The sequence below is a fragment of the Enterococcus sp. DA9 genome, from assembly GCF_008000875.1.
In the GTDB taxonomy this organism is placed as follows: domain Bacteria; phylum Bacillota; class Bacilli; order Lactobacillales; family Enterococcaceae; genus Enterococcus_B; species Enterococcus_B lactis.
Window position 1 is genome coordinate 1,276,434 of the sequence record NZ_CP042839.1, and the last position, 14,808, is coordinate 1,291,241.

Consider the following 14,808-nt stretch of genomic DNA (forward strand, 5'->3'; position numbering starts at 1 on the left):
TAAACTTAACAAGAAATCGTTTCCTTTTTAATATATTTCTGTGACTTTTATTTAACTTTTTGTTGCATTATACTAAAGAAGTAAGGAGGGGAAGAAATGGAGCAATCGATTTTTTTAAAAAAGGAACATCAACAAGTAGAAAAAGAATTGTATTTTGATTTTTGCGGCTTCTCTAAAACGATGCCGTTTCATTCTTTTGGTCCTGCTATTCGCAATGATTACATCTTACACGTCGTGATGGAAGGCAAAGGATCTTATCATGTGAAAAATCAACAGTTTCAATTGAAAAAAGGAGATCTATTCTTGATTCGTCCAGGAGACTCGACATTTTACTTATCAGATGGAGAAGATCCATGGATGTATTGCTGGCTTTCTTTCGGTGGACATGCGGCAAAAGAAATCATCCGGCAGTCGCTTTTCAGAGAAGACCAGTACACGATGGTCTCTTCCGATATACAAAAATATATCGACATTATTTTAGAATGCATGAAAGATACGGAAGAAACCTTGGAAAATGAATTACAGTTAACAGCACTAACCTACCGTTTTTTATCAGTCCTTTTAAAAGACGGCGGAAAGATCAGCGGTGGCGTACAAAAAGTTCATTCCTCTTTAGCTGTTGAGACAGTCAAATACATTGAGGCACATTACGCGGAAAATTTATCTGTTGAGGAAATCGCCCAGCATTTAGCTGTCAACCGGAGTCACTTGTCACGAGTATTCAAAAATCATATGGGTACCAGTATCAAGGAATATTTGATTGGGGTACGGATTAATCGAGGGGCGTTTCTTCTTTCCCTGACGGATGAATCCGTGGAAAGCATTGCCTATCAAGTAGGGTTCAATAGTCTAGTCGTATTTAGCCGAATGTTCAAAAAGAGTACCGGAGAAACGGCTACGAACTATCGTAAACGGATGAAAAACGAAAATTTCAAGAATATTGCTTTGGATACTTTGAAAAAACAGTTGGAAAAGCAAACTGCAGTCTCTTGGACGACCTAATTTGCTTGGACAAAAGGACAAGCATCGGCAAAAGAAACTTGTGGCGGTTATGCTACACTGTAAAACGAAGACTAAAAAAGGAGGAGAAGGGATGCGTACACTTATCATCATCAGCCATCCAACGATGGAGGAATCTCTGAATCAGCAATTTTTCAAAGAAGCTTCTTCCGGTTTATCCGTTACTTGGCATCATTTAGAATCAAGTTATCCAGATGGAAAGATAGATGTAAAGGCTGAGCTACAGCTTCTGGCACAGCATGATCGAATCATTTTCCAGTTTCCATTTTACTGGTATAGTTCCCCTGCTCATTTAAAAATTTGGCAAGATAATGTTTTGGAACAAGCAGCACATGTATTAGAAGGAAAAGAATTAGGGATCGTATTGACAACAGGTGTGGCGGAAAAGGAATATCAAGCTGGAGGGAAAGAAGAATATACGATCTCCGAATTTTTGAGACCATATCAGCGAATTGCAAACAAATTCCATATGACCTATCTTCCGCCATTCGTTTTAGCACAATTTATGTATTTATCCCAAGAAAAACGTTGGGAGAAGCTAATTGCTTATCAGCAGTATCTCTCATTGGAAGGGAAGCCATCGCTTACTCAACGGATTGACTGGTTTATTCAAAGAGTACAGGAAAATCAGAAAATGCAGGAAGAAGATTCGGAAAAACAAACATATATCATAGAAGCACTGACTGACGCAAAAGAGCAGATCGAAGACTTGACCTTTACCCTGCAAGAAATGAAAGGAACTTCATTATGACAAATGAATGGTTGATCCAACAATTAGATGAATTAAGTGAAAAATCAGAATATCGAGACCGTGCACTCTTATATGAGATAAAGAAACTGATGGCTGAGATAGATGAACGAACAACACAGTTGCAAGGAGAAATCGACGGACAATCTTGGAATCATCTCAACTGGTGAAATTTTCTTATAAATAACAAGGATAAAAATGTGCACAATGACAATTATTTGCTACAATAAGAATATGAAGCGTTTGATAACGCTGTTATACATAAAAATTGGTGGTGAAAAAAATGTATGATGAAAATGAGTGGGGAGAAAATGTTCGGATGACCCGAAGAAGACAGCAAAAACAGGCAGCACGTAAGCGGATGATCATGATTGGGGCAGCAGTTGCCGTTTTTTTGATCATAGTAGGAGGAATAGCGGGGCTGTATTTTCACGGGAAAAATTCGTCAGATGCAAAAAGCACGACCGTAACGGAAACAACGACAAAGAAAACAGATGCGAAACAAACAAGTGAGACATCGACTGAAACAAAAGAAACACAAACTTCTGAAGAAAAAACAGCAGATGATTTGTCAGAGCAACTCCAAGCAATCGTCAATGATTATTCGAAAAAGATGGAAGAAAAGACGCCTGTGTTGATTGAAGAATACCAAACAGAAATCCAGGGAAATCAGGAGGGCATAGCTGGTTTATCCGCAGTTGCTAACCAAAAAGCACGTGAGCTCCAAGCTATCTCCGACGAAGGGATCGGAAAGTTACGTGCAGCGTATCAGTCAGCAGATAATAAAGACGGTGTAGCCTTAGATACCTTGATCAATCAGCTATCGGCTAACTATACGAATCATGTCGCTAAGATTTCCGACATATATTTGCAGACGAGCGCTTCTCTTCAAGCAGAGTCAACAAGCACACAAGAAACAGCATCTTCTGAGTCTGAGACGATAGAATCAACAGAAGCTTCTGGAATGCAAGCTCGAACAACGCAAGACACAACAGAAAACACTGAAACGACTACTAGCAGTACGACGTCACAGGCTGCGACAACTGTTGTTTTGGAAGGAGAAGGCCCAAATCAAATAGCCGAACGAACTGGCGTACCAGTAGAAACGATTTTGTCACTGAATGGGATGAGTATGGATGACTATTTCCTGACTCCCGGTGAGACACTAAAATTGAATTGATAAAAGCAATAAAAAGAACGAAGACTCCCTTGATGGAAGCTTCGTTCTTTTTATTTGGCGGTTCTTTTTTCACGTATAAAGTAATGGATCGTCATGTAAAGCAAGAAAACGAGACCAATGATCAAAGAAATTCTAGTTTCAGGATTGATAAACATGAAAATCAACACGATAGCTAAAAAAGCAAGTGTCGCATAATTCGTGTAAGGAGACAGCGGCATTTTAAAAGGATGATCATGCATTTTATCTGCGTGAGTCTTTTTGAAGCGAATCTCACTGATCAAAATCACCACCCAAGGAACCATACCAGGTAAAATACTTGAACTGTATACGAAGACAAAGATATTTTCGGACTGGTTGATGAACATTGGCAGAAGATAGTTTAAGATCAAACCAATCAAGATTCCGCCTGAGATGGCTACGACAGGGTAAAAAGGCGCACCATGACGAGATAATTTCAGAAACTTTTTAGACATCTTTCCATTCATCGCAAGTGTATAGACCATACGGCTTGCACTGAAAATGCCTGAATTGCAACCTGATAATGCCGCTGTAATCACGACAAAATTGATCAACCCTGCAGCAAATGTAATGCCGATTTTAGAAAAAGTTTGGACAAAAGGCGAGCCAATCTCACTCAATTGATTCCACGGATAAATACTCACGATGATAAAAATGGCACCAATATAAAAAATCAAGATTCGACCGATAGTGGATTGAACAGCTTCAATGATCGTCTTTTTAGGATTCTCTGCTTCGCCAGCAGTCATTCCGATCAGTTCGATCCCTTGATAGGAAGCAACGACGATCGATAACGCAAAGAAAAAGCCTTTGACACCGCCAGTGAAGAATCCACCGTTTTTCCAAAGATTTGAGATCCCTACCGCCTGGCCATGATTACCAAATCCAAATAAAATCACCCCAAGACCTGCAATGATCATCAAAATGATTGTTATGACTTTGATGATCGAAAACCAAAATTCTAATTCGCCAAACGCTTTGACAGAAATAAGATTTGCCAGCATAAGAAATAAGACGACAATGATGCCGGGAATAATTGCTGGCAGATTGGGCCACCAATAATTCATATAAGATCCTACAGCGATTACTTCACTTATCCCTACGACAATATATTGAAAAATATTACTCCAAGCGGTCAAGTAGCCAGCCACAGGATGGATGTACTCGCTCGCGTAATTTGCAAAAGAACCAGTCGAAGGATCGACGTAAAGCATTTCGCCTAAAGCACGCATAATCAAATACAAAAAGAATCCTGCAATCGCATAAGCTCCCATCACTGAGGGCCCTGTCCAGCGTATGGTTGAGGAGGCACCCATAAACAGACCGACACCGATCGTTCCACCTAGTGCGATCATTTGGATGTGACGGGCACTAAGACTTCGAGTTAACTTTTCTTCTTCCATACAAAAACTCCTTTCGTTGTTGAGTCAACAGGAAAAATAATTAAACGTTTCAATAGATAGTTGTATTATTTTTAGGTTAGCCTTATTGAACTCTTGATGTGATTCTACAGAAAATTTTCATAAAATGCGAGGAAAATTCGAAAAAAACTTTTTCATCTTTCTACTTGTAAATGCTTTCCTTTTTAGTTAAACTATATTTAAATAAAAAGTTAGGGAAACCTAAAAAGGAGTGTAGGATTTGGAACGAACGGCCATTGCAATTCAAGACCTTTCAGCCGCTTATCAAGGGAAAACTGTTTTGAAAACCATCAATTTAACAATAAAGTCACAAAAAATCACTGGTATCATCGGACCAAATGGCGCAGGAAAATCAACATTCATGAAAGCATTGCTAGAGTTGATACCAGCTTCTACTGGTAAAGTCACTTTTTCAGGACAGCCAGTAAAATCAGTCCGTAAAAAAATAGCCTATGTGGAGCAGCGAAGCGAATTGGATCTTTCCTTTCCAATCGATGTGTTAGGCGTTGTACTTTTAGGGACATATCCATCTTTACGAATCGGACAGCGGCCCGGGAAAAAAGAAAAAGAACGAGCAAGACAAGCATTAAAAAAAGTAGGGATGGAAGACTATGCCAAAAGACAAATCAGCGAACTATCGGGTGGTCAGCTTCAGAGAGTTTTTATTGCACGAGCTCTAGCTCAAGGTGCAGAGTGGATCTTTTTAGATGAACCATTCGTAGGAATCGATGCATTGAGTGAACGAAAAATCTTTGACATCTTGCAAGAGTTGAAGAATTCAGGAAAAACGATTCTGATCGTCCATCATGATCTTCATAAAGTAGAAGAATATTTCGATGAAGTTGTTCTTTTAAATAAACAGCTGATCGCTTCTGGTCCAGTACAAGAAGTCTTTACATCAAAGAATCTTCAACTGGCCTATGGTGAGATCATCGGACATTTAGTAAAAGGAGGAGAGAAAAAATGATCCAATCTTTTATTGATGGATTGATGAATTATCAATTTCTACAATATGCTTTGGTCACTTCCATGCTTGTAGGACTGGCTTCTGGAGTCATCGGTTCCTTTATTATTTTACGTGGGATGTCTTTGATGGGAGATGCTATCTCTCACGCAGTTCTTCCAGGTGTAGCCATTTCTTATATGTTTGGTTTTAGTTACATTTTTGGAGCCACTGCTTTTGGGATGTTGACAGCAGCGGTGATTGGTTTCGTGACACAGCGGAGCCGATTGAAAAATGATACAGCGATCGGGATTGTCTTTAGTTCGTTTTTTGCATTGGGGATCATCTTGATTTCATATGCTCAAAGTGCGACAGACCTGTATCATATTTTATTTGGGAATGTCTTAGCTGTTAGGGAGAGCGATCTGCTGCTGACAGCACTAGTCAGCGGAATCGTCTTGATATTTGTTTTTTTCTTTTATAAAGAATTGAAGATCACATCATTCGATCCAACAATGGCAAAAGCTTATGGGCTGAATACGTCGCTGATCCATTATCTTTTGATGTTCTTTTTGACATTAGTCGCTGTAGTTAGTTTGCAGACGGTAGGAACGATCTTGGTGATTGCCATGTTGATCACACCAGCTGCCACAGCTTACTTGTTGACGAACCATTTATTGAAAATGATTATCACGGCTGCAGGGATCGGTATGTTCAGTGCCGTTGTCGGCGTATTTTTCAGTTATAGTTACAATTGGCCATCAGGAGCCACGATTGTTTTAGCATGTACCGCATTTTTTATCCTTGCTTTTTTATTCTCACCAACAAAAGGAATTTTATTTCAGAAAGGAAGCAGATAGATGAAAACAAAGAAATCACTCTTTTTGATCCTGGCAATTAGTTTATTAGCGTTAGTTGGCTGCGGAAAGCAAACTTCAGATCAAGCAGACGAAGTAAGTAAAGAAAAGCTGTCAGTCGTGGCAACCAATTCGATCTTGGCAGATATGGCAAAAGAGGTCGGAACAGATAAAATAGATATCCACAGTATCGTACCAGTCGGAACAGATCCGCATGAATATGAAGTACTACCAGAAGACATCAAAAAGGCAAGCGACGCAGATGTCATTTTATACAACGGATTGAATCTTGAAACAGGTAACAGCTGGTTCGATAACTTGATGGAAACAGCTAAGAAAGAAGAAGGAAAAGATTATTTTGCAGTTAGCAAAAATGTAGAACCTCTTTATTTAACTAGCGGTGAAGAACATACAAAAGCGGATCCTCATGCTTGGCTAGACCTATCTAACGGAATAAAATATGTGCAGGAAATCGCACGTATATTCTCTGAAAAAGATGCAGAAAATGCGACACATTATAAGCGAAATGCAGAAACCTATGTGGAAAAACTAAAAGAATTAGATACACAAGCGAAGGAAAGTTTTGCTTCTATCGAAGAGAACAAAAAATTATTAGTAACAAGTGAAGGAGCATTCAAATACTTTTCAAGGGCTTATGATTTGCCAGCAGCATATATATGGGAAATCAATACAGAAAGCCAAGGCACGCCTGACCAAATGAAAGCAATTATTGATCAGGTAAGAGAAAAAGAAGTGCCAGTTTTATTCGTGGAAACCAGTGTAGATCCAAGAAGTATGGAGCGAGTAGCAAAAGAAACGGGTTTGGAAATTTATGATAAATTGTTCACTGATTCTATAGCCAAAGAAGGAGAACAAGGAGATTCTTACTATCAGATGATGAAATGGAACATCGAAACAATCCATGAAGGTTTATCCCAAACAAAAGAGAGCTGAAAAACGCAAGGTCTGGCTTAAGGAGCGGACCTTGCGTTTTTTTACAAGAAACCGGAAAAAAATTATGATGTTTTTCGGCGTACAGATACCCTTTTTGAGAAAATTCCGTTATAGTTAGAGTAAGGAAGGAAGGTGTGGCTATGAATTTTACACGTAAAGATAAATATACGATTAAAGAAGAAGTATTTCGATTGATTAGCCAGCAAGAAAATACCGACAAGGATCAAGACCTTCAATTTCTTGAAGCAGAATTAGCTAAATTATTCATAGCAAATCAAAACGAGACAACAGAACCAGATGAAGAGCTGTACATAGGCAAATGGTTGTTTGATGAATTTCAGCCTTTAGATGAAAATACCGGTATCGGTTATTTTGTGTTCCTTTCTCCAGTCGGCTTCACACCTGGCGTATTAGTTAAACAAAACGACGAAATAACCGTCAAAGCATGGCCTGCTTTGTTTTCAGTAATCAAAGCAGAAGGAGTAATCAAAAAGATCCAGTCGGCCTATTATAAAAGTCAATTTATTGCCAACAGCAAATTAATGAATATGTTTTATAACCGTCTAGTAGAAATTGCCAGACCCGGGAAGATCCCGCAAACATTCACGTATACGCAGCAAAAAAATCTCTATGAAGAAGTACTGTATTCCCGTGATCTGTCTGAGTTTTCACCTTGGGAAGAGGTAAGACTCCATGAATTGTTAAGTACAAAACCAGTTTCTTTGAATTTTTTCAACGCATTGGATAACAAAAGAAAATTGATTTCGACAAATTATTGGGAAGTATTTGCTGCAAGAAAAAAATGGATGGAAGAAAAGAAGATTGCTGATCAGCAGATCCAGTTTGTCCAACTGAAAAAAGAAAAACTATATTATGGATTATACAGCCGTTAACAGCAAGCGAGGAAGACCATGACATTAAAAGAAGAAATCATACAAGAAAGCAAACGATTAGGAATTGACAAGATCGGGTTTACGACGGCGGAGCCTTTTGATTCATTAAAAGAATCGTTGGAAGAGCAAAAAGCAGCCGGCCACACTTCTGGTTTCGAACACCCAAATATCGATGAGCGTCTTTATCCAGAAATGACATTTGATCAGCCAAAATCAATCATTTCCATTGCTCTTGCGTATCCTACTAGGATCCATGAAGAAGTACCTAGGGATGAAAAACGAGGGCAATTTGCTCGTGCCTCATGGGGGATCGACTATCATGATATACTGAGAGACCGATTAAATCGATTGATCGAATTCATCCAAACAAGAGCAGAAAAATGGCAAAAAGAAGAGGAATGGCGTCTAGCTCCGCAAGTAGACACTGGGGAACTGATCGATGTCGCTGTAGCACAGCGAGCTGGATTAGGATTTATCGGCCGAAACGGATTGTTGATCACCGAAGAGTTCGGTTCATTTGTCTATCTTGGTGAGATCGTCACTAATATCGTATTTGAGCCGGATAAACCAGGAGAGTTTGGTTGCGGTGACTGTATGCGCTGTGTGACTGCTTGTCCGACGAAAGCATTGCTTGGTGATGGCAGAATGAATGCACAGCGATGTTTATCTTATCAAACGCAGACAAAAGGGATGATGCCCGAAGAATATCGGAAAAAAATGCGAAATGTCATTTATGGATGCGATATCTGCCAGTTAGTCTGCCCTTACAATCAAGGAAAAGATTTTCATTTTCATGAAGAGATGGAACCAAAAATAGATGAAGTATATCCAAAATTAAAGCCGATGCTGTCGATGTCGAATAAAGACTTCAAGCAGCAATTTGGGCATTTAGCCGGTTCGTGGCGTGGAAAAAAACCTTTGCAGAGAAACGCATTGATTGCTTTAGCTAATCTAGGAGATCGAACGGCATTGCCTGAGATTTCAGAATGTTTAACGGATGTCCGCCCTGTCATCAGAGGAACAGCAGCTTGGGCTATTGGACGTCTAGGAACAAAAGAGCCAGAAAAATGGCTTGATGTATTAGATGAAACATTAGCTGAAGAATCGGAAGAAGTCGTCATAAATGAACTAGAACATGCACAAAAATTATTGCGGAGAAAGTTAAAATAAAAAAATAGTAAGCATTATTCATTGTTTTTGTCCAGTAATTGTTGTAACAATTACTGGTTTTTTTGTATTTTTTACGTTTTTTAAGAGGATTTGATAAAAATCAAACATTTTTTTGCTTTTTTTTATGGATTATTGCAGTAAATATTACAGAAAAGATGTTTTTCATTCAAAAATAAAAAAACATAGAAAAACGATTACTTTGCTTATATAACAACGATCTGATGGTTTTACATCAAAAAAGTTTTTGTTCAAATGTTACAAATATTAAATAATTCGTCATTTTGTCATTAAATGTCATGATTCTTTTACCTATGAAATATTTCTAAATGATAAAGTTAATAGCGTCGAAAGAATAAAAAACGGAGAAAAAAGGAGTTTAATATGAATTCATTTAAGAAAATTGTTTTAGGTACAACTTTTGCTGCTGGTGCTACTGCAATGTTTGTAGGAACTACAAATGCTCACGCTGATGAAGTTTACACAGTAAAATCAGGTGATTCATTATCTAAGATTTCACAAAAATTTGCAGGAGACAACTCAATGATCGATGCAATTGCTGAAAAGAATTCAATTGCAGACATCAACCGCATTTATGTTGGTGAACAATTAACAATCCCAACTTCAAATGATTCTTCAGCAACAACAGAAAGCAACACAACAGAAAATACAGCATCTACAACTGAAACAGCAACGCAAGAACATACATACGTTGCACCTGTTGAAACAGTTGAAGTAGCTCCTGCTGCAACGGCGCCAACTTCAAGCTCTGCAAAAGAATGGATCGCACAAAAAGAATCAGGCGGTTCATACACAGCTACTAACGGACGTTACATTGGCCGTTACCAATTAGATGCTTCATACTTAAACGGCGACTATTCAGCTGCCAATCAAGAACGTGTAGCAGAACAATACGTAACATCTCGTTATGGTTCATGGGATGCTGCTAAAACATTCTGGTTAGCAAACGGTTGGTACTAAGCCGATAAAAGAAAAATGATGAAACCGAGAGTCTTGTTTATTCAAGTTCTCGGTTTTTTTTATGAAAAATAAATGATTTGTTTCCCTCTGCACAGCAGTACAAATAAAAACTCGGATAATGTATAATAAAGAAAACGCTTTTTTGTTTAGGGGAGGAGGAGGAGCCATGAGTACAAAAGAGAGTCTCGAATTAGAGGAAATCACAAGTGAAAATCCACTGTTATCCAGTATTCGATCCATTGTTGAAACAGCATTCTACGGTAATAATGTTCAAGAAGTTTTTGACAGGAAAACAGCTTATCAACTAGCAAAAGGGAGTCCAGGAACGATCATCACAGATATAACGGTCTCACATGCTGAAGAACAAGATTTACCAGCTGATGATAGGACACTAGTATTCAATGATGGGAGTATTGTAGGAAGAACAGCAAGTGCTCGGCGTATCTTTGAGGACTTGGGCAAGGAGCAAAGTAAATACGAGAAGATCTTGAGAGAAGCCGTGTATCAAAGTCGAAAGCGACAATTTTATCATACAAAAGTAATCGTTGGTCTATCTGAAGAATTTTCTGTACAAAGTCATTTGTTGATTCCAGAAGGATTTGAGAACAATTTGTATTCTTATATACTGAATTTTCAGCCAGCGAATGCGAAGACCTTGGCTACTTATCAAAAAACTGCGTCCTTTGATGAGGGAGATCTTTATATCTTTTGTGATCCCGAATGGACGCATGAAGCCTTTCCCAATGGACTCGTTTTATTTGATTCTCTCCATAATACAGCTGCTGTGCTAGGCTTACGTTACTTTGGGGAATTAAAAAAAGCGACTTTGACGCTTGCTTGGGCATTGGGGAATCGCAATGGTTTTATTGCCTGCCATGGCGGGATGAAACAATATACTAGTAATGATCAGACTTATACGATGGCTGTATTTGGGTTGTCCGGTTCTGGAAAATCAACGATCACCTTAGCAAAACATTCGGAAGGGCACTCTGTTACGATCCTACATGACGATGCTTTTGTTATTTCTAGAAAAAATGGTTTTGCTACTGCCTTGGAACCTTCTTACTTTGATAAAACACAAGACTATCCGTCTGATGATCCGGCCATTTCTTCTTTCCTTACTTGTCAGAATGTAGGCGTGACATGTACGAGTAAGGGAGAAAAAGTCCTAGTGACAGGAGATATACGAAACGGAAATGGGCGGACAGTCAAATCACGTTATGCGACACCAGACCGAGTCGATCATCTTAACGAAAAGATCGATGCTGTTTTTTGGATCATGAAAGATGATTCACTTCCGCCAATTATCAAGATCAATGACCCGGTTTTAGCAGCGTCTTTTGGTGCAACATTAGCAACAAAACGATCAGACGCGGAAAATATCACTACAAAAAGACAGCTAGATGAGCTAGTCATTGAACCATTTGCTAATCCTTTCCGTGTCTATCCTCTTAGGGAAGACTATCAAGCTTTTCGAGAGTTGTTTGTGAAACAGCAAACAGCCTGCTATGTCTTGAATACTGGATATTTCGATGATAAAAAAATCAAACCTGAAACGACATTGTCAATCGTTGAAAGAATCGTGCAACAAACGGCAGAACTCAAGTCGTTTGGTCCGTTTGAAGACATCCACTATTTACCTATACCAGATTTTCCTGTTTCTTTTGAGGATACGTCCTATAAAAATCTGGTGAAACAACGACTTGATAGTCGTTTACGATTCATTGAAGCTCAGATAGGAAAAGATCTCTTGCCAGATGAAGCAAAAGAAAGTTTGGAGAATTTGATTCAGAAATTGAACTAAAATAACAGCTTTTTCAAGAAGTAATCCATGCGCAATATCGCTCGGGATCCTTACTTGAAAAAGCTGTTTTTCTATGATGGATTTTTCGTAATATAGGTGGAGATGTCCTTTTGATAATCTTCCGTAGGCCAATGACCAGTATTTAAGAAGTTGGCTAATAGATAGCCGATATAAGGGCCTGTCGTCAAACCAGAAGAGCCTAGACCGCTAGCAGCCAGTAGACTTGGGTCATCTGGCAATACGCCGAAGAATGGAGAAAAATCTGACGTATAAGCACGGGTGCCTACACGGAACTCGTAGGACCAATTTTTTATCTGATCTGGATCAGCCAAGAACTGTTCTGCACTCTTAGTCAATCCCTCATAAGCTTCGCTAGTAGGAGCCAAATCCCATCCTTGATCGTTCTCATGGGTAGCACCTAAAAGGATCTTTCCATCCATGAAAGGAATGAAATCAGCTTCTCCGTCAAGCATAGCAACAGGCCAGTCTTGACTCATCTTATAAGATGTCTGAAATGCTAAGAGCTGCCCTTTTTGCGGACGTATATCTGCAGAATAGCCTAATTTTTTCAATAGAGGCTTAAGTGCAGGACCAGGTGTCAAGATTACGCGGTCAGCTGTGTATTCTCCAAACGGTCCCTTGACGAGCCAAGAATCGTTCTTCTTATGCAAGGTGACTTTTGCCTGGATCTGCTCGATTTGTTTTTGTACTAAACGCTGACCAAGATGTTCTAAATATGCTTTTCCATCCAGACGACCACCACCACTGATGCGTAGTGAAACTGCTGGCTTCAATAACGGAAGAGCTTGGGACGTCTGTTCAGGTGAAAGCCATTCGATATTTCCAATTTCTGGCGCTTCTTCTTTTCGTTTCTCCGCAAGAATAGCTAATTCAGCTAAATCTTGTTCAGGTCGAAGCAAAAGTGTCCCTGATTGTGCATAAATCGTTTGATCAAGTTGGAAATCTTTTATGAGTTTAGGGAAAAAAGCAGCGCCGTCTTTAGCCAGACGATACCATTGTTTGTTTCTGCGTTTTGACAACCAAGGGGAGATGATCCCAGCGCTTGCTTTCGTTGCCTGTCCTGTCCCTTCATCAAACAAAGCAACATCGAATGTTGATGTATCCAAGTAATTGGCTAGAGTCATACCAATGATCCCGCCACCGATAATGGCAATTTTTTCCATAAAAAAGCCTCCTTTTACAAACAACCATTTTCACACAAAAAAACGGCAGATGCAACACCTGCCGTATATGGAAACTACGCTTTTTTAGCAAAAAACAGAGAATAGACGAATCGAGCAAAGCTGATAAGAAGTAACAGCAATAAGACGCCCAACGCCGCTTTTGATCCTAATGTAGTAGACACTTCGTAATTATGGGAAGTATGATGCTGAACATAATTGATGATAACCGCTACTAATGAAGTAGCCACAGCACCAGAAAACTGTTGCAAGGTATTGAACATTGCATTCCCGTCTCCTTGCAGTTCTTCATTCAGCGCATTCATTCCAGTCGTCATCATATTGCTGTAAGACAAACCGATACCGACCATATAAAAAACATGACAGGCAATCAATACACCCAATGAAGCGTGTCCGATAAGCAGGAATAATACTAACCAACCAATCAAAGAAAGGATCAGTCCAGCAAAAATTGGCTTCTTCGGTCCATATTGATCCAGCATTTTACCAGAAAAAGGAGAAAGCAAAGCACCAACCGCTGCACCGGGAAGCATGGCTAATCCAGCGACAAAAGGACTGCTTCCTTGAACGATCTGAAGGAAATTCGGTAAGACAAAAGACACACCAAGTAATAAAAACTGATAAACCAAGAAGCCAATCAAAAACAAACGGAATGTTTTATTTGAAAGAATGGACAGCCGAATCAGCGGATGTTCCACTTTTTTACTTCGATAGTAAAATAGGAACCAGCCGATCCCGCCGATGATCAAAGCAATCCAACTAGAAAGTGTTCCCAACGTACTCAAAAATGTCAGACTTCCACTAAACAAAAGAAAGATTCCTAAAACGCTCCACCAATCCAAATAACCACTTTTTTGTACTGCCATCTCGGGAATAGCAAACCAGCCGATAATCAAAGAAAGGAGCAAAATGGGCACAAGAAACAGGAAAATATGATTCCATGTAAAATGTGAAGTCATAATGCCTCCGTAAGTGGGTCCAATCGCTGGAGCAATGGCCGTTGTCAAAGTACCGACACCCATCATCGCGCCTCGTCGATTGAGGGGGGCAAATGTCAAGATAATATGGAACATCAACGGAAGAGCGATACCTGTTGCTGCCCCTTGGAGCAATCGACCAAACAATAGAACCATGAAGGTAGGAGAGAAGAAATCGATCATTATACCTGCCAAGAAAAGCAGATTTGAAGCTAAAAAGAGTTTTTTGAGACTAAAATTGCGATTCAAATAAGTAGACAGCGGAACAATGATCGAAATCATCAAAAGATAAATCGTTGTTACCCATTGGACTTGTGCGGTCGTTAAATCAAACTGTCTGATAAGAGTTGGGAAAGTTACATTCATGGCCGTCTCGATCAATACGCCCGCAAAAGACATCATCCCTGTTGCAATTACTGCAGGTACTAAAAGCAGCTGTTTTTGTTTTGTCATTTACATCACCTCTAAAAAATTTCGTAAAAAAAGAGAGTGATTTCTATTATAAAAATAGAAACCGCCTCTCTCTCGACACGCCGAAACGTGTTATCTGTACGATTTATTTACTTAACTTATTCTAGCACAAACTGAAAAATAGTGTCAACACGATTAGCCAAGTCACTTAAAAAGAGGTATGATAATAAAT

General features: G+C 39.2%; 14 protein-coding genes. 11 read left to right on the forward strand and 3 right to left on the reverse strand.

The window, feature by feature from the left end; genetic code table 11:
- Positions 1–96: 96 nt before the first annotated feature.
- The 4 genes from FTX43_RS07010 to FTX43_RS07020 all read left to right on the forward strand — a co-directional run bounded on the left by FTX43_RS07010 (position 97) and on the right by FTX43_RS07020 (position 2,948).
- Positions 97–1,002, forward strand: coding sequence for an AraC family transcriptional regulator (locus FTX43_RS07010; protein WP_002336052.1), 906 nt, complete (start codon positions 97–99; stop codon positions 1,000–1,002).
- Between the two features lie 91 nt (positions 1,003–1,093).
- The gene (locus FTX43_RS07015; RefSeq protein ID WP_002336051.1) at positions 1,094–1,771 is read left to right on the forward strand and encodes an NAD(P)H-dependent oxidoreductase; all 678 of its coding nucleotides are present in this window, start codon (positions 1,094–1,096) and stop codon (positions 1,769–1,771) included.
- Positions 1,768–1,938 carry a hypothetical protein gene (locus FTX43_RS14890; RefSeq protein ID WP_002336050.1) on the forward strand — a complete coding sequence of 57 codons (171 nt, stop codon included), beginning with the start codon at positions 1,768–1,770 and terminating at the stop codon, positions 1,936–1,938. Before FTX43_RS07015 ends, FTX43_RS14890 begins: the two co-directional genes overlap by 4 nt.
- A 113-nt stretch (positions 1,939–2,051) precedes the next feature.
- Positions 2,052–2,948 (forward strand): LysM domain-containing protein, encoded by an 897-nt coding sequence (locus FTX43_RS07020; protein WP_002336049.1) that lies wholly within the window; start codon positions 2,052–2,054, stop codon positions 2,946–2,948.
- A 50-nt stretch (positions 2,949–2,998) separates the two neighbouring features.
- Here the strand turns inward: FTX43_RS07020 and FTX43_RS07025 are convergent, their stop codons facing one another.
- The gene (locus FTX43_RS07025) at positions 2,999–4,369 is read right to left on the reverse strand and encodes an amino acid permease (RefSeq protein ID WP_002314512.1); all 1,371 of its coding nucleotides are present in this window, start codon (positions 4,367–4,369) and stop codon (positions 2,999–3,001) included.
- 238 nt (positions 4,370–4,607) lie between these two features.
- Between FTX43_RS07025 and FTX43_RS07030 the strand changes: the two genes are divergently transcribed.
- From FTX43_RS07030 to FTX43_RS07065, 7 genes are all read left to right on the forward strand, one after another.
- Entirely contained in the window at positions 4,608–5,354 is a 747-nt protein-coding gene (locus FTX43_RS07030) for a metal ABC transporter ATP-binding protein (protein WP_002336048.1), read from the forward strand.
- Entirely contained in the window at positions 5,351–6,190 is an 840-nt protein-coding gene (locus FTX43_RS07035) for a metal ABC transporter permease (protein ID WP_002308137.1), read from the forward strand. Before FTX43_RS07030 ends, FTX43_RS07035 begins: the two co-directional genes overlap by 4 nt.
- The gene (locus tag FTX43_RS07040) at positions 6,191–7,141 is read left to right on the forward strand and encodes a metal ABC transporter substrate-binding protein (RefSeq protein ID WP_002342906.1); all 951 of its coding nucleotides are present in this window, start codon (positions 6,191–6,193) and stop codon (positions 7,139–7,141) included.
- A gap of 140 nt (positions 7,142–7,281) precedes the next feature.
- Positions 7,282–8,034 (forward strand): hypothetical protein, encoded by a 753-nt coding sequence (locus FTX43_RS07045; RefSeq protein ID WP_002286840.1) that lies wholly within the window; start codon positions 7,282–7,284, stop codon positions 8,032–8,034.
- Between the two features lie 18 nt (positions 8,035–8,052).
- Positions 8,053–9,204, forward strand: a complete 1,152-nt coding sequence (gene queG, locus FTX43_RS07050; RefSeq protein WP_002329586.1) for a tRNA epoxyqueuosine(34) reductase QueG — start codon at positions 8,053–8,055, stop codon at positions 9,202–9,204.
- 381 nt (positions 9,205–9,585) lie between these two features.
- Positions 9,586–10,182, forward strand: coding sequence for a LysM peptidoglycan-binding domain-containing protein (locus FTX43_RS07055; protein ID WP_024636084.1), 597 nt, complete (start codon positions 9,586–9,588; stop codon positions 10,180–10,182).
- A 166-nt stretch (positions 10,183–10,348) separates the two neighbouring features.
- Positions 10,349–11,986, forward strand: coding sequence for a phosphoenolpyruvate carboxykinase (ATP) (locus tag FTX43_RS07065; protein ID WP_147606929.1), 1,638 nt, complete (start codon positions 10,349–10,351; stop codon positions 11,984–11,986).
- A 71-nt stretch (positions 11,987–12,057) separates the two neighbouring features.
- On the opposite strand, the gene FTX43_RS07070 is transcribed toward FTX43_RS07065, so the two are convergent.
- On the reverse strand, positions 12,058–13,170 hold the full coding sequence (locus FTX43_RS07070) for an FAD-binding oxidoreductase (RefSeq protein WP_002314518.1): 1,113 nt from the start codon (positions 13,168–13,170) through the stop codon (positions 12,058–12,060).
- Positions 13,171–13,244: 74 nt separating this feature from the next.
- Positions 13,245–14,618, reverse strand: coding sequence for an MFS transporter (locus FTX43_RS07075; protein ID WP_002336044.1), 1,374 nt, complete (start codon positions 14,616–14,618; stop codon positions 13,245–13,247).
- Positions 14,619–14,808: the final 190 nt, after the last annotated feature.